General features: G+C 38.0%; 18 protein-coding genes. 15 read left to right on the top strand and 3 right to left on the bottom strand.

Going from position 1 to position 16,374, the window contains the following annotated elements; all coding sequences use genetic code 11:
* Positions 1–2: 2 nt before the first annotated feature.
* Genes A2G56_RS05185 through A2G56_RS05175 form a run of 3 tightly spaced genes read right to left on the bottom strand, consistent with a single transcriptional unit; the run spans position 3 to position 2,503 of the window.
* A complete protein-coding gene (locus A2G56_RS05185; protein ID WP_062709987.1) occupies positions 3–1,010 on the bottom strand; it encodes a sugar kinase in 1,008 nt (335 codons plus the stop codon).
* A 27-nt stretch (positions 1,011–1,037) separates the two neighbouring features.
* Entirely contained in the window at positions 1,038–1,676 is a 639-nt protein-coding gene (locus tag A2G56_RS05180; RefSeq protein WP_062709985.1) for an RpiB/LacA/LacB family sugar-phosphate isomerase, read from the bottom strand.
* Between the two features lie 14 nt (positions 1,677–1,690).
* On the bottom strand, positions 1,691–2,503 hold the full coding sequence (locus A2G56_RS05175) for a gluconate 5-dehydrogenase (RefSeq protein ID WP_062709981.1): 813 nt from the start codon (positions 2,501–2,503) through the stop codon (positions 1,691–1,693).
* A 784-nt stretch (positions 2,504–3,287) separates the two neighbouring features.
* On the opposite strand from A2G56_RS05175, the gene A2G56_RS05170 reads away from it, so the two are divergent.
* From A2G56_RS05170 to A2G56_RS05100, 15 genes are all read left to right on the top strand, one after another.
* Entirely contained in the window at positions 3,288–3,722 is a 435-nt protein-coding gene (locus tag A2G56_RS05170) for a PTS sugar transporter subunit IIA (RefSeq protein WP_062709978.1), read from the top strand.
* Positions 3,723–3,725: 3 nt separating this feature from the next.
* Positions 3,726–4,922 (top strand): glycoside hydrolase family 88 protein, encoded by a 1,197-nt coding sequence (locus tag A2G56_RS05165; RefSeq protein WP_062712464.1) that lies wholly within the window; start codon positions 3,726–3,728, stop codon positions 4,920–4,922.
* 77 nt (positions 4,923–4,999) lie between these two features.
* Positions 5,000–5,494, top strand: a complete 495-nt coding sequence (locus tag A2G56_RS05160; RefSeq protein WP_062709975.1) for a PTS sugar transporter subunit IIB — start codon at positions 5,000–5,002, stop codon at positions 5,492–5,494.
* Positions 5,495–5,531: 37 nt separating this feature from the next.
* Positions 5,532–6,398, top strand: coding sequence for a PTS mannose/fructose/sorbose/N-acetylgalactosamine transporter subunit IIC (locus A2G56_RS05155; RefSeq protein WP_062709972.1), 867 nt, complete (start codon positions 5,532–5,534; stop codon positions 6,396–6,398).
* Positions 6,385–7,200 (top strand): PTS system mannose/fructose/sorbose family transporter subunit IID, encoded by an 816-nt coding sequence (locus A2G56_RS05150; RefSeq protein WP_062709969.1) that lies wholly within the window; start codon positions 6,385–6,387, stop codon positions 7,198–7,200. The genes A2G56_RS05155 and A2G56_RS05150 overlap by 14 nt, the downstream gene beginning before the upstream one ends.
* Positions 7,201–7,270: 70 nt before the next feature.
* Positions 7,271–9,178, top strand: a complete 1,908-nt coding sequence (locus tag A2G56_RS05145) for an alginate lyase family protein (RefSeq protein WP_062709966.1) — start codon at positions 7,271–7,273, stop codon at positions 9,176–9,178.
* A gap of 93 nt (positions 9,179–9,271) precedes the next feature.
* On the top strand, positions 9,272–10,273 hold the full coding sequence (locus tag A2G56_RS05140) for a LacI family DNA-binding transcriptional regulator (protein WP_062709963.1): 1,002 nt from the start codon (positions 9,272–9,274) through the stop codon (positions 10,271–10,273).
* 499 nt (positions 10,274–10,772) lie between these two features.
* Positions 10,773–11,300, top strand: a complete 528-nt coding sequence (locus A2G56_RS05135) for a YqeG family HAD IIIA-type phosphatase (protein WP_335339152.1) — start codon at positions 10,773–10,775, stop codon at positions 11,298–11,300.
* Entirely contained in the window at positions 11,300–12,418 is a 1,119-nt protein-coding gene (gene yqeH, locus A2G56_RS05130; protein WP_062709958.1) for a ribosome biogenesis GTPase YqeH, read from the top strand. Before A2G56_RS05135 ends, yqeH begins: the two co-directional genes overlap by 1 nt.
* 21 nt (positions 12,419–12,439) lie before the next feature.
* Positions 12,440–12,760, top strand: coding sequence for a ribosome assembly RNA-binding protein YhbY (gene yhbY / locus A2G56_RS05125; protein ID WP_062709955.1), 321 nt, complete (start codon positions 12,440–12,442; stop codon positions 12,758–12,760).
* A gap of 39 nt (positions 12,761–12,799) precedes the next feature.
* A complete protein-coding gene (locus tag A2G56_RS05120; protein ID WP_062709951.1) occupies positions 12,800–13,432 on the top strand; it encodes a nicotinate-nucleotide adenylyltransferase in 633 nt (210 codons plus the stop codon).
* Positions 13,429–14,022, top strand: coding sequence for a bis(5'-nucleosyl)-tetraphosphatase (symmetrical) YqeK (gene yqeK, locus A2G56_RS05115; protein WP_062709948.1), 594 nt, complete (start codon positions 13,429–13,431; stop codon positions 14,020–14,022). Before A2G56_RS05120 ends, yqeK begins: the two co-directional genes overlap by 4 nt.
* Before the next feature lie 6 nt (positions 14,023–14,028).
* A complete protein-coding gene (rsfS, locus tag A2G56_RS05110) occupies positions 14,029–14,382 on the top strand; it encodes a ribosome silencing factor (protein ID WP_062709944.1) in 354 nt (117 codons plus the stop codon).
* A 137-nt stretch (positions 14,383–14,519) separates the two neighbouring features.
* The gene (locus A2G56_RS05105; protein ID WP_062712461.1) at positions 14,520–15,263 is read left to right on the top strand and encodes a class I SAM-dependent DNA methyltransferase; all 744 of its coding nucleotides are present in this window, start codon (positions 14,520–14,522) and stop codon (positions 15,261–15,263) included.
* Between the two features lie 10 nt (positions 15,264–15,273).
* Positions 15,274–16,374, top strand: a complete 1,101-nt coding sequence (locus A2G56_RS05100) for a nucleotidyltransferase (RefSeq protein ID WP_062709941.1) — start codon at positions 15,274–15,276, stop codon at positions 16,372–16,374.

Here is a 16,374-nt window from a genome sequence, read left to right as displayed (position 1 = left end):
CCTTAACGGACAATATCATTAGTTTGATTAAGTACTTTTTTGACATTTTCTGGGGATTCAAACATATTATCACCAGAAATGGTACATTTGAGACTGGCCGCAGCAACAGCAAAATCAACAATATCCTGAGAATGACTGTTTTGTAATAGCTGATAAAGTGCGCCAGCAACGAAAGCATCACCACTACCAATACGTTCCAAAATTGGCGTTGTTATTTTTTTTGATACGACAAATTCGGTAGACTTGTTGTAGAGATAAGCCTGATAACTGTTACGTCCCCATTCGTCTTGTAGACGGCTAGTGTGGAAGATTGTTTGTAAGTCGAATGCCTTTGTTAAATCAACCATTCGCATTTTAATATCATCTAGACTGGCCATGGAGCGATCGAAAAAGCTTGTGTCACTTGCTGAAAGCATCAGTGGTTCTATGCCAAAGCAAATATCAATGTCTTTGGCAAATTCTGAAAAGACGTGCTTTGCTTCGAGGGGGTCAATAAGATGGCTTCTAAAATTGAGGTCTAAGGAGAGCAGTACCTCTCTTTTTTTAGCTTCTTTGATTAGTAATTTAGTAATATTTCTTAACTCTTTGCTTAATGCTAATGTGATACCGCTAAAGTGAAAAATACTAACGTTATCAAAAAGTGCGTCAAAATCAATGTTATTAGTCTTTAAATAATGGAGACAGCTTAAGTCTCTATCATAAGTAATGTCACCTTGTCGGCAACCATAAGGCGGTTGAGCAAAATAGATACCCAATCGGTGATCAAGTTGTTGAATCGCTGAAACATCAATATGATTGGAACTTAAAAAAGTCATAAAAGTATTACCAATCTGATTATTAGGTAGCGCTGTTAATAGCCGAGTATCTTGCTTAAACCCTTGGAGAGCTCTTGCAATGTTGACTTCTGAGCCCCCATAGTACAGATTAGTTTGCACTTGATTTGTAAATGCTTGAGATGCTGATGGGCTAATACGAATGAGTGCTTCGCCAAATAGAAGTACTTTAGACATAAGAGGAAAAGCCTCCTTTCATTCTGTTTAGGCTAATAGTGTTTTTAAGTAGTCAGCAATCTCGTCATTTTGACAGTTAGCAAAGAAATAGTCGTTAAAGTGGTTTCCTGAAATGGTTTCTTTTAAGAATTCTTGATCAATGTCAGTTAGTACAGTCATCAGATCTTTATATGTCAACGCTTTGACTTCATTTAAAATACGGGCGTTTCGTTGTTCTGGGACAGCACGCTCTTTTGGATAACCGCCCCCTTTTTCCTCTTCAAAAAGACGCTCGAACATATAGCGGAGATTGAGTTCTCCTCCCCAACCGAAGCCTTTGGCAAAAGGTAATGAAAGGGCATTGCCGCCGTTTACTTGAGAAAAAAGGTAAGCGTCAACTGGATCTACAGCTAGACCACAGACTACTCCAGGAAAACTGTTACAAGCTAACATTGCACCGACCCCTGTTCCGCAGCCTGTGATAACAAAGTCTGCAGCACCACTATTAAGTAAGATAGATGCCAAAAGGCCGTTTTGAACATAGGTTAATTGGCTTTCGCCTTCTTCACCATACATGCCATAGTTAAAGACTTCGTAACCCTTTTGGTCAGCGACTTTTTTTAATTCATTAAAGATAATACTATTTTTTGAGGCTTGACTATTTTCGTTAATTAAAGCTATTTTCATGATTGTATTCCTTTCTATTCAGGCTGTTTACCAATATATGCTAAGATACCACCGTCGACATAGAGAATATGTCCGTTAACAAAATTTGAAGCATCACTTGCTAAAAAGACAGCTGGAGCGCTTAAATCATCGGGAGTTCCCCAACGAGATGCCGGTGTTTTCGAGATAATGAATTGATCAAATGGATGTCTAGCACCATCTTCTTGAAGTTCACGTAGTGGTGCTGTTTGAGGAGTTGCAATATAGCCTGGACCAATGCCATTACATTGGATGTTGGCAGCGCCAAACTCAGAAGCAATGTTCTTAGTTAGCATTTTTAGACCACCTTTAGCGGCCGCATACGCAGCTACTGTTTCTCGTCCTAGCTCACTCATCATAGAACAGATGTTAATGATTTTACCGTGTCCTTTTTCGATCATTCCAGGGATAACAGCTTTAGATACGATAAAAGGTGCCGTCAAATCAATATCAATGACCTGACGAAAATCAGCTGGTTCCATCTCCAACATTGGTGTTCGTTTAATGATGCCTGCATTATTGACCAGGATATCGATAATACCAACCTCATCTTTGATTTGGTGAACCAATTTTTGAATACCATCTTCATCGGTAACGTCACAAACATAGCCGTGGGCTGTAATGCCAAGTTCACTATAAGCTGCAAGTCCCTTATTTACTAGGTCTTGGTTAATGTCATTGAAAACAATGGTTGCCCCCGCTTTGGCAAATGCAGTTGCGATAGAAAAACCAATGCCATAAGATGCTCCGGTTACTAGAGCAATTTTACCATTGAGTGAAAACTGCTCCATTGAAAAGTTATTTGTCATTATAGATACCTCCAAAAAAAATAAGTAGTAAACCTGTTTACAAAAATACTAACATGGTAAACCGGTTTTGTCAATGATTTAATGTTATCGGTTTCAAGAAAATCTAAAAAGCATTAAAATATAGGCAGAACGTAGATAGAACTTTTGAAACATGAAAATATCGAAAAATTGACCTTTACATCATTAAATAACAACTATTTTTGAAGTATTGATAGATTAGTATTTCTAAGAATTTTTTTATTTTACAATATAAGAAAACAAGAAAAGAATTGTCCAAAATAGACTTTTTCTTCAATCTGAATGTGGATAAATGCTTTAAATAATTAATAGCGAATGGAACCATTAAGCTTAATGGTAACGAAAACTAGCCATGAGATAGGTTAGTCTAGTAACTGATTTACGGTTTTTTCTTGCTACACTTAACTTAAAAAGAATATCAAACGGGGGTTTTCATCAATCTGGAAGTCACTCATGTTTACTTTTAATGGGGTTTTGCCCTGGGAAAAGTAGTCATAAGATTACCGTTGTTAATAAATGAGAGGTAAGGAGTAGTGGGCATCTTTTGCTAAATTAAATAATGTCATATTGAATGATTATTAAAGTCTACCTATACTGAATTCTAGTATCATTAGCAGCTATCTCATTTGATTACAATGATTGTTGGGTAGTCATGAGAATAAAAAGAATGCTTTGAGAACTTTTTATCAAAAAAGTATTGACAGCTTTTTTTGAAAGCGCTATAATTATTTTGCGTAGTAAACCGGTAAACTCAAAAGGAGAAAATATGACAAAAATTATTGTTTTAGCTCACGGGAACTTTCCCAGTGGTATCTTAAGTTCTTTGGAGTTGATTGCAGGAAAGCAAGAAGACATTATTGGGATAAACTTTCTAGCCTCAATGTCTTCGGATGATTTACGAAATCAATTATTAACTGCTTTGGGAGATTCCAAACATGTTTTGATTTTAACTGATTTGCTAGGAGGAACTCCTTTTAACATTGCATCGACATTATCCATTTCGGAAGAAGATCGGGAGATAAAGGTGTTAAGTGGATTAAATCTAGCGATGCTCATTGAAGCAGCTTTTTCACGCAATAACTATCAAGAACTTGATTCATTGACGGAAAAAGTTCTTAGTTCTGCCCAATTAGGTGTTTCGGAGTTTTTGAAGTGTTTGACAGAAGATGAAGAACAAGTTGAATTCGAGGGAGGGATTTAGGTGATGCCAGCTATAAAAAATGTTGTGATTGAAGAAATCAAGAATAAGGAGGAGTTTCTATCCCATCCATTACTCACAAAAGAAGAAGTTAAGTTAGCGATTGATCAAGCGTTAGAGCAATTACGTTGTAATATTGACTATTTTGGTGAACATTATCCAACGCCGGCCACTTTTGATAATCAATATCAAGTAATGGACAATACTGAATGGACGAATGCATTTTGGACAGGATGTTTATGGTTAGCTTTTGAGTATAGCCAAGATGATACAATCAAAGATTTGGCTCACGCTAATGTTTTATCCTTTTTGGAACGTGTTAATCAGCAAATTGAATTAGACCATCATGATTTGGGCTTTCTCTATACTCCTTCTTGTATGGCTGAATATCGTATCAATCAAGATGAATCAGCACTTGAGGCTTCTATCAAAGCTGCAGATAAGTTAATCGAGCGATACCAAGAAAAAGGTGGTTTTATTCAGGCTTGGGGAGAGTTAGGTCATAAAGATCATTATCGCTTGATTATAGATTGCCTTTTGAATATTCAACTTCTTTTCTTCGCTTATGAACAAACTGGAGACATGAGGTACAAGGAAATAGCTGAAACTCACTTTTATAGTTCTGCTAATACAGTCATTCGAGATGATGCTTCTGCCTTTCATACGTATTATTTTGATCCTCAAACGGGTCAACCTATCAAAGGCGTAACACGACAAGGCTATAGTGACGACTCATCTTGGGCTCGAGGACAATCTTGGGGAATTTATGGCATTCCATTGAGTTATCGAAAAATGAAAGATGTCCAACAAATTCCTTTATTTAAGGGTATGACCAACTATTTCTTGAATCGTCTACCAAAAGATAACGTCTCTTATTGGGATCTTATCTTTAGTGATGGCTCAGATCATTCACGTGATTCATCAGCAACCGCTATTGCCGTTTGTGGAATTCATGAGATGTTAAAATACCTACCAGAAGTAGACCAAGATAAAGACGTCTACAAGCATGCTATGCATACAATGTTAAGAAGTCTCATTGATCAGTACTCAAATCGCGACATAGAGCCAGGAAGGCCATTGTTATTACATGGCGTCTATTCTTGGCATTCGGGAAAAGGAGTTGATGAAGGAAATATCTGGGGAGATTACTATTATTTAGAAGCGCTTATTCGGTTTTATAAAGATTGGGAGCTTTACTGGTAAATACGTTATCTTAGTGTGATTATCAAACTTAGAAACAAAAAGAAGAAGTCCCTGAAAGGGATGAAAAAGGAGAATAAATGGCAACACCGAATATTGTAATGACTCGTGTCGACGAGAGACTAATCCATGGACAAGGACAATTATGGGTAAAATTTTTGTCCTGTAATACCGTTATTGTGGCTAACGATGCCGTTTCACAAGATAGTATTCAGCAAACATTGATGAAAACAGTGGTTCCAGAATCCATTGCATTGAGATTTTTTAGCATTCAAAAAGTGATTGATGTTATTCACAAAGCAAATCCAGCTCAAACAATTTTTATCATTGTGAAAGATTTAAAAGATGCCCATCGTTTAGTGGAAGGTGGCGTTCCTATTAAACATATTAATGTTGGTAATATTCATAATGCCGAAGGTAAAGAACAGGTTAGTCGTTCTATTTTCTTAGGTTCAGCTGACAAGGACTGTTTAAGAAAACTACATCATGACTATCAGGTGACATTTGATACAAAGTCGACACCTGCAGGAAACGATGGCGGTGTTGATGTTGACTTATTAGACTACATTATTTGATACTTACTTAGAAGTATCTATATAAAGGGAGAACAAAATGGATATTAGTATTGTACAAGCTATTTTAATTGGTTTGTGGACAGCATTTTGCTTTAGTGGGATGTTGCTTGGTTTGTATACCAATCGTTGTATTGTCCTATCATTAGGGGTTGGAGTTATCTTAGGAGACATTCCAACGGCCTTAGCAGCAGGTGCCATTTCTGAATTGGCTTATATGGGATTTGGTGTTGGTGCTGGAGGAACTGTACCGCCTAATCCTATCGGACCAGGGATTTTTGGAACATTGATGGCAATCACCACAGCAGCAAGTAAAGATAAAATCACCCCAGAAGCTGCTTTGGCATTATCTACACCAATTGCTGTTGGTATTCAATTCTTACAAACGGCAACGTATACTGCTTTTGCTGGTAGTCCTGAAGCCGCTAAAAAGGCTCTTCAACAAGGTAATTTAAACGGCTTTAAACGAGCAGCTAATGGTACTATCTGGGCTTTTGCAGCTGTAGGGTTCTTACTTGGAATTACAGGTGCCCTATCTATGGACACGCTTACGAAGATGTTCGCATTGATTCCACCAGTACTTCTTAATGGTTTAACTCTTGCAGGTAGAATGTTGCCTGCCATTGGATTTGCAATGATTCTCTCTGTCATGGCTAAAAAAGAGCTTATTCCTTATATCATTTTAGGTTATGTTCTGGCAGTTTACTTTGGCTTGCCAGCCCTTACTCCAACAGCTAATGAAGATGGATTGTTAACTGCAGTCACGACGTCGTCGGTTTTAGGTGTACCTACAATCGGTGTAGCTTTGATAGCAACGATATTTGCTTTAATTGATGTCTTTAGAAAACCTACTAATACAATGGTAGAATCAAAACCTGAAGGAGAGGCTCAAGATGACTGGATCTAAAAAATTAGCAAAAAGTGATTACACAAAAACAGCTCTGCGTGCATTTTACTTACAAAATGGCTTTAACTATAGTAACTATCAAGGTTTGGGTTATGCGAATGTCATGTACCCAGCGCTAAAAAAATACTATGGCAATGATAAGGCGGGATTGGCATCAGCTTTAGAAGAAAACGTGGAATTTTATAATACAAACCCTCACTTTCTACCATTTGTAACGAGTTTGCATTTGGCAATGCTAGAAAATGACCGCCCACAAGATGAGATTCGAGGTATTAAGATGGCCCTTATGGGGCCATTAGCAGGGATAGGCGATTCCTTATCACAGTTTTGTTTGGCGCCGCTTTTTTCAACCATTGCAGCCTCACTAGCTTCTGATGGACTGGTGATAGGACCGATTCTCTTCTTTGTTTCAATGAACCTTATCCTAACTACCATTAAACTTGTGACTGGTTTATATGGTTATAAGTTGGGAACAAAATTTATTGACAAACTAAGTGAACAAATGTCAGTTATTTCTCGGGCCGCTAACATTGTTGGGGTTACTGTTATTTCAAGTTTGGCAGCAACACAAGTGAAATTAACCATTCCATACACATTTGCACCCGATAAAGTCACAAATGCCTCACAAAAAATTGTTACAGTTCAAGGTATGCTTGATAAAATCGCTCCAGCGATGCTACCAGTTCTCTATACCTTACTAATGTTTTATCTTATCAAAACTAAAAAATGGTCAACCTATAAATTGGTTATCTTAACGGTTGTTATCGGAATTATTGGTAGCTGGTTAGGCGTGCTTGCGTAATAAGATAGAAAAAGGATTGGACTTTTGACTGGTCCTTTTTTTATTGAGAGTAGTTGGGGGATGATAGGTTATGAATAATGAACGTGTAAAATGGTTTTTTAGTAGTGATGACAGTTCTTTTATTAGACAGTACATTTTGAAACATCACACGGAATCTTATGAGTCTATTAGAGAATCTGTCGATTTATTGTTGGATAATACATTTGTATTCAAAGGTAACTGGGATATGGAGCCCTGTCATATCCCTTATCGATTGAGAGAGTTGCGCTGGGATCAAGCTGTGACTGATGATAATGAATGGAATTATATGTTAAATAGGCAAAGTTATTTGTTAAACTTTCTTATTGTACACTTAGTTGAAGATGATTACCGCTATATTGGTAAGTTAAAAGAGATGATGTTTTATTGGATTGATTGTGATTTTGAATTGAAACCAGAGTCATTAACCAGTCGTACATTGGACACAGCTATCAGGTGTTTGGTTTGGTTAAAAGTTGTTTTGTACTTACAGCGTGATCGACTAATAAAGCCAGACGAATTAGTCAAAGTTTTAGCTTCTGTTAAAAAACAACTTCAATTTTTGCAGGATAATTATATTGAAAAGTACAGTTTGAGCAACTGGGGAGTATTTCAGACTACGGCAATATTAACTTGGCTGTATTATTTTGAAGATGAGTTTGATATGCCAGAACTAAGGGCTTTTGCAGAAGATGAGTTAGAAGAACAACTAAGATTGCAGATTTTAGAAGACGGTACTCAATATGAACAATCAATCATGTATCATGTCGAAGTTTACAAAGCATTGCTTGATCTTGCAATCTTTGTACCAGAATATAAAAATCGCTTAAGAGCTGTGCTTGAACAAATGGCCCATTATATAGTGATGATGACTGGTCCAGATCATCATCAGATAGCATTTGGAGATAGTGATGTTACAGATACACGTGATATCTTGACATTATCAGCTTTGGTTCTGAAGTCTGGGCGATTAAAAACTTATGGTTATTACAAGGTTACTATTGAAAGCTTAATGTACTTTGGAAAATCAGCTGTCCAACACTATCAACAGATTGAGGCTGAACCTGAGCAAACGCAAATAAGTCTGTTCGATTGTAGCGGACATGTTTGCTGTAAAGAGTCGCAGAGGTATTTGTTTTTTAAGTGTGGTCCATTAGGTAGTGCCCATAGTCACAGCGATCAAAATAGCCTATGCCTCTATGATAGAGGGACGCCGATTATTATTGATCCAGGACGCTATACCTATCGAGAAGACCCTATACGTTATTGGTTAAAAAGTTCAAAGAGCCATTCAACTTGCTTTATTAAAGACAAAAACTTAGAAGAGATAACAGATTCCTGGAGCTATGCCAAATATCCGACAACAAACAATGTATCCCTGACCCAGCGCGATGATGTGTTTTTAATAGAAGGACGTTACTCAGCTGATATTTGCGGAAAACCGTTCATGCATAACCGACTTATTTTAGGATTACCAAACCGTGTCACTCTTATTGTGGATGAAGTTAATCATCCAGGAAAGCATGATTTGGAAAGTCAATTTATCTTGGATAAGGATGTTACAATCAATCATCATAGTGTTAACCAGCTGTATTTTCATAGCACTGTTCCGTTTAATGAAGATACTTGCTTGGTTTCTAAACACTATAATCAGTTAGCAGACAGTAAGAGACTCTATAAAACCATACCATTTAAAGATAATATTCAAGACTACACTTTGATAGCCGATCAAAATTGTCAAGTGACAGAGTTGCCGTTGATTCAAACAGGTTCTAAAAAGCCATTGAAGAATGGCTTAGCTTGGGAAATTGTCGATAGTGATCACCATTACCTTGTTGGCATAATGATAAGTGATATTCTTACAGGGGATAAACTCTATAAAATAAAAGGACGTAAATGTCGGGGGAAAGTAGTTGTATTTGATATTAAGAAATCTCGCTATTATCGTTTAAAAAGTTAGTTGTTACAAGCTTTATCAAGCTTTTGTCTTGTGGAAATGTGGTATACTAAATGGGACAAAACAGTATTAATAAAGTGAGGAGGGAGAATAAGTTTGCCCAAAAAAGTTACTATAACTGACATCGCACAATTATCAGAGACGTCTAAGACCACCGTATCCTTTTATTTAAATCACAAATTTGAAAAGATGTCAGAAGAAACGCGTCAGCGTATTGAAAAAGCTATCCAAAAAACTGGTTATAGACCTAGTGTTATTGCAAGGAGCATGAACTCTAAGCGAACCCACCTAATTGGTGTCCTCATTGGAGATATAACGAATACCTTTTCTAATCAAATTGTAAAAGGAATTGAAGCAGTTACCAAAGAAAAAGGCTATCAAGTTATCATCGGTAATAGTAATTACGACTCTAAAAATGAAGATCATTACATTGAAAATATGCTCAATTTAGGTGTTGATGGCTTTATCATCCAACCAACATCGAATTTTAGGAAATACTCCAGAATTATTAGAGAAAAAGAAAAAGCGATGGTGTTTTTTGATAGTCAATTATATGAACATCGGACAAATTGGGTGAAAACGAATAACTATGATGCTGTTTATGATATGGTGCAAGTCAGTATCGAAAAAGGGTATACTGATTTTGTGATGGTTACAGCAGATACTAGTTTATTAAGTACACGAATCGAGCGTGCTTCAGGTTTTATAGATGCTCTATCTGAGAAGAATTATGATTATCAAAAATTAGTTATCAATCAAGACGATGCTGATGAAGCTTTGCTCGAGGACTTCTTGGACAAACATATCAATAGAGCCAATAACACTTTGGTTTTTGTCCCTAATTGCTGGGCACTACATATGGTATTTAGTGTCATGAAAAAGTTGGACTTCGAGATGCCAAAGATTGGTTTGGTTGGTTTCGATAATTTGGAATGGACAAATTTTTCATCTCCAACAGTAACGACAATCGTTCAACCTGCCTATGCTGAAGGTCGTGAAGCGGCTGAAATATTGATTGGTGAGATAGAAGAGACAACTTCGGAAGAAAAACAAAAAATCTTTGATTGTAGTATTGAATGGAAGGGGTCTACCCTATAAGTATTCCTAACAATCGCTAGCTTTATTTAAAGAATAGCGGATCAGAAGAGAGATAAACCTTGTCAATGATAGACAAAGTGTAAAGGTAAAACTTGATGATAAAAGATAAACTCTTAGAAAGGTTGGTGTTGTAACCTCTCTGAGGGTTTTCTTTTCCGAAAATAAATGAAAAAAGTAGAAAAAATAGTTCAAACCGACTGTTGTTTAAATCTGTATGTCTTATCAATGGGTATTTATGCTGAATTTTGTTTTAGAACAGGACCATCAGCTTATTCTTGTACAATCAAAACATGTATCTGCCGGCAAGGCACTTCCTGCTTACTGGACTCGTCTCAAAATGAGTTATCCTTCTAGTTACCTCTGAAAAGTCCTTGAACAGGGGATATGGTTATTTAAACAATAAAAAACGTTGGTTTAATCAGCTTTAGCGGTGTTTGTTTTACTATATTCAGGTTGCATGCTATAATAAGGAGTAATATTATATTTTTTGGAGAATATATTGGCTATTGAAGATTATAGGCCGGACCATGTGGTTGAGGCTGTTTATGATTTGCGGGCGGACGATTTGCTTCGCCAAGGTATTCGTGCGGTCTTGGTAGATTTGGACAATACTTTGATTGCTTGGAATAATCCTGATGGTACCGATGAGCTGCGAGCTTGGTTGGATGAAATGACTCAGGCAGATATTCCAGTGGTGGTAGTGTCAAATAACAATCATGCGCGTGTTAAGCAAGCAGTGGAACGGTTTGGTGTTGACTTTGTTAGTCGGGCCTTGAAGCCATTCACACGTGGAATTGACATTGCTATCGGTCGCTATGGCTTTGATAAATCAGAAGTTGTTATGGTTGGTGATCAATTGATGACAGATATTAGAGCAGCGCATCGCGCAGGTATCCGTTCTATTTTGGTGAAACCAATCGTATCATCTGATGCTTGGAATACAAAAATCAATCGTGCGAGAGAACGCCGTGTCTGGGCAAGATTGGAAGAAAAATACGGTAAAATGATCTATCAAAAAGGAATTTAATGGAAGAATTAATATGTATTGGCTGTGGGGCCATTATCCAAACGCAAAACAAAGAAAAAGCAGGATTTACTCCTAAAAGCGCCCTAGAAAAAGGACTTGAAACAGGGGACCTTTATTGTCAACGTTGCTTCAGATTGCGTCATTATAATGAAATAGTTGATGTCAATATTTCAGATGACGAGTTTTTAAAACTCTTACATGATGTCGGTGATAGCGATGCCTTGGTTGTCAATGTCATAGATATTTTCGACTTCAATGGTTCTGTGATTCCAGGCTTGCCTCGATTTGTATCGGGAAATGATGTTCTTCTTGTTGGGAATAAAAAAGATATTTTACCTAAGTCAGTTAAAGATGCTAAGGTGACACAATGGCTGACAGAGAGAGCCCATGAAGAAGGTTTTAGACCTGTTGATACTATTTTAACGAGTGCCCAAAACAAAACAGCTATTCGCGAGTTGATTGATGCCATCGAAAAATACCGCCGCGGGCGAGATGTTTTTGTGGTTGGAGTAACCAATGTTGGTAAATCAACCCTCATCAATGCTATTATTCAAGAAATTACTGGTGACAAAGACGTGATTACGACCTCACGCTTCCCAGGGACAACGCTTGATAAGATTGAAATTCCGCTTGACGATGGTTCCTACATCTATGATACACCAGGAATTATTCATCGTCATCAAATGGCGCATTACCTGACAGCCAAGAACCTTAAATATATCAGTCCCAAAAAGGAAATCAAACCTAAAACCTATCAGTTAAATTCAGAACAAACCCTCTTCCTAGGTGGTTTGGGACGTTTTGATTTTGTTTCAGGCCAAAAGCAAGGTTTCACTGCTTATTTCGATAATCATTTAGAACTACACCGTACCAAATTAGATGGAGCAGATGCTTTTTATGAAAAGCACGCAGGAAGTCTCTTGACGCCACCATCTAACGAAGAAAACGCTAATTTTCCTAAATTAGTTCGTCATGAGTTCACCATTAAAGATAAAATGGACATTGTCTTTTCAGGACTTGGTTGGATTCGTGTTAACACCAGTTCACAAAATCCGACAGTTGTTGCCGCTTGGGCACCAGAAGGTGTATCGGTACTCGTTCGAAAAGCTTTGATTTAATAATAGAAAAAGAAAGATTTTATGTCACTAACAAGTAAACAGCGTGCCTTCTTGAAATCAGAAGCACATTCCCTAAAACCCATTATTCAAATTGGAAAAAACGGTCTCAATGACCAGATTAAAACTAGTGTTCGTCAGGCTTTAGATGCTCGTGAATTGATTAAAGTAACGCTTCTTCAAAATACTGATGAAGATATTCATGATGTCGCTGAAACACTAGAGGATGAAATTGGTTGTGATACCGTTTTAAAAATTGGTCGCATCCTAATTCTTTTTAAAGAATCAGCCAAAAAGGAAAATCGCAAACTTTCACCAAAAGTAAAAGCCTTAAAATCAAACTAAACAACATAAACAATCAATCGTATCGTGTAAGGAGTAGCTATGCCCATTGAGCTCTTAACTCCCTTTACCAAAGTGGAGCTAGAAGAAGAGAAAAAAGAAACTGACCGTAAGCAAGTCGGTATTTTAGGGGGAAATTTTAACCCTGTTCATAATGCTCACTTAGTAGTCGCAGACCAGGTTCGCCAGCAATTAGGATTGGATCAAGTTTATCTCATGCCTGAGTTTGAGCCACCACATGTGGATCATAAAGAGACCATTGATGAGAAGCATCGGCTTAAAATGTTGGAATTGGCCATTCAAGATGTTCAAGGTTTAGCTATTGAAACCATTGAACTCGAACGCAAGGGCATTTCATATACCTATGAAACGATGGCGCTTCTTATTGAGAAGAATCCTGATGTGGATTATTACTTTATTATTGGTGCCGATATGGTTGATTATTTGCCAAAATGGCATAAAATTGATGAACTGGTCCAAATGGTTCAGTTCGTGGGTGTTCAACGACCTAAATACAAGGCAGGAACCTCCTATCCAGTCATTTGGGTTGACGTTCCACTATTGGATATTTCCTCAAGCATGATCCGCGATTATATCAAAAAAGGTCGTCAGCCTAATTATCTCCTTCCAAAACCAGTCTTGGATTATATTGAAGAAGAAGGACTTTACCGATGAGTTACCAATCCTACACAGCTTATAGCCGAGACCAGCTTTTGGAGAAACTGCAGTCAGTGATGAGTGCAAAACGCTTTGCGCACGTCTTAGGAGTAGAGCAAGCAGCGATCAAGTTAGCTCGTTTAAACAGCTACGATGAGGTTAAAGCAGGACTGGCAGGGCTACTGCATGATTATGCCAAAGAAAGTTCTGATCAAGAATTTTTGGACTTGATTGATAAATACCAGCTTGATCCTGATTTAAAAAACTGGAATAATAATATCTGGCATGGTGTGGTTGGCATCTATAAAATCCAAGAAGAGCTTGGGTTAACGGATCCAGATATTTTGCGAGCCATTGAAATTCACACCATTGGCGACGCAGAGATGACAACTTTGGATAAAATTGTTTATATAGCTGATTATATTGAACACAATCGTGATTTTCCTCTGGTTGCCAAAGCCCGTGACATCGCGCAGCAAAATCTTAATCAAGCAGTGGCATACGAAACGGTTAATACCGTGGCCTTTCTGGCTCAAAAAGCGCAGCCTATTTACCCAAAAACCATCGAAACTTACAACAGTTTTGTAAAGTATATGAAGGAAGTTTAATAAAGAATGAACAAAACAGAATTACTTGAATTAGTTGTGAAAGCAGCTGATGAAAAACGAGGAGAAGACATTCTTGTCCTTGACTTAGCTGAATTGACCAGCGTGACGGACTATTTCGTTATTGTGAGCTCAACTAACAGCCGCCAACTTGAGGCTATTGCGGATAACATCCGTGAGAAAGTTAAAGAGGCTGGTGGAGACCCTAGTCACATTGAAGGCGATAGTAAGACGGGATGGGTTCTCTTAGACCTTAACGATGTTGTGGTTCACATTTTTTCAGAAGATGAACGTTTCCACTACAACCTTGAAAAACTGTGGCATGAAGCGCCAGAAGTGGACGTCGCAGAATATCTGGCATAAGCTATAAAAAATAAACCTTGCTAAAAAAGCAAGGTTTTTGAGAATAGAAAGGAAAAGCAGCTTGTCTTTTCAGTCGATCTGAGGGCTTGTTAAAGACTTTTGACAGCATAAAGGCTGTTCTAGCTGCACTTTGTAACATGATTAAAAACTATGAGACCTTCGCGTCGGTTTACGATGCCATCATGGATGATTCTTTGTATGATTTGTGGACAGATTTTTCACTCCGTCATTTACCCAAATCTAAAAATCGAAAGAAATTACTAGAGTTGGCCTGTGGAACTGGCATTCAGTCTGTTCGTTTCTCACAAGCTGGATTTGATGTTACTGGACTGGATTTGAGTCAGGAAATGCTGGCTATTGCGCAAAAACGTGCCAAGTCAGCCAAGCAAAACATAGCCTTTCAACAGGGTAATATGTTGGACTTATCAAGAGCTGGTAAGTATGATTTTGTCACTTGCTATTCAGATTCTATCTGTTATATGCAGGATGAAGTTGATGTTGGTGATGTCTTCAAGCAGGTTTACGATTGCTTGAATGATGACGGTGTTTTTATCTTTGATGTCCACTCAACCTATCAAATAGATGAGGTTTTTCCAGGTTATTCTTATCATGAAAATGCGGAAGAATTTGCCATGGTCTGGGACTCTTTTGAGGATGAAGCGCCACATTCGGTGGTTCACGAGTTGACCTTCTTTATCCAAGATGAAGATGGTCGTTTTACACGCTTTGACGAAGTCCACGAAGAACGCACTTATGATATTTTGACTTACGATATCCTCCTTGAACAAGCTGGTTTTAAATCCTTCAAGCTCTACGCTGACTTTGAAGATAAAGAACCGACGGAAACGAGCAAGAGATGGTTTTTCGTCGCTCAAAAATAATGAGGTTATTATGGTAGTTACCGGTATTATCGCTGAATTTAATCCTTTCCATAATGGGCACAAATACTTACTGCAACAAGCCAAAGGTCTTAAGATAGTGGCTATGTCTGGAAATTTTATGCAGCGTGGCGAACCCGCTCTTGTGGATAAGTGGACCAGAGCCCAGATGGCCTTGGAAAATGGAGCAGATCTTGTTGTTGAGTTACCCTTTTTAGTGTCTGTCCAATCTGCCGATTATTTTGCGGAAGGAGCAGTGAATATTCTATCACAGCTAGGGATTGACCAGCTAGCTTTTGGCACGGAAGAACTGATTGACTACAATCATATGGCTGAAACTTATGTCACCAGTCAAAAGGACATACAGGCTTATCTTGCCTCCTTGCCAGATTCTCTGACTTATCCTCAAAAAAGCCAACAGATGTGGGAGACGTTTACGGGCATTTCTTTTTCGGGAAATACGCCAAATCACATTTTGGGATTGGCTTATACCAAGGCCTGTGCTATCAGAGGGATAAGTTTACAGCCTATTAAACGTTTGGGAGCAGGATTTCATTCGGATAGTAAAGAAGCGGTTATCGCTTCGGCAACGGCTATCCGTAAACATAGAAGTGATCAAGCTTTTGTGGAAAAGTCGGTGCCTAACGCGGCCCTGTTACAGGCTTGTCCACAGGTTTCATGGGATAACTATTTTCAATTGTTGACCTATCAAATACTAACGCATCCCGATTTAACGATAATTTTTCAGGTCAATGATGAATTAGCTAGCCGTATTCAAGCAACTATAAAATCAGCCGTATCTCTGGAGGACCTTGTGGATAAAGTAGCCACCAAACGTTTCACTAAGGCAAGGGTAAGGCGATTGTTGACTTATATTTTAGTCAATGCTGTGGAAACACCGTTACCAGAGACGGTTCGACTGTTAGGATTTTCGCAAAAAGGACAAGAACACTTGAAAAGTGTGAAAAAGTCTGTGGATATTGTCAGTCGTATTGGTGCTAAAGCTTGGGATGAAACGAGTCAAAGGGCTGATGCCATCTATCAACTGGGTCATCCTGATCTCAAAGAGCAAAATTTTGGGAGAATTCCTTTGGGCGTCAAAACGAAACAGTGA

Origin of the sequence: Streptococcus halotolerans, assembly GCF_001598035.1 — a bacterium.
Classification (GTDB): Bacteria; Bacillota; Bacilli; order Lactobacillales; family Streptococcaceae; genus Streptococcus; species Streptococcus halotolerans.
The sequence above is the reverse complement of the archived record's forward strand: the minus strand, read 5'-3'. Positions and strand labels throughout refer to the sequence as shown.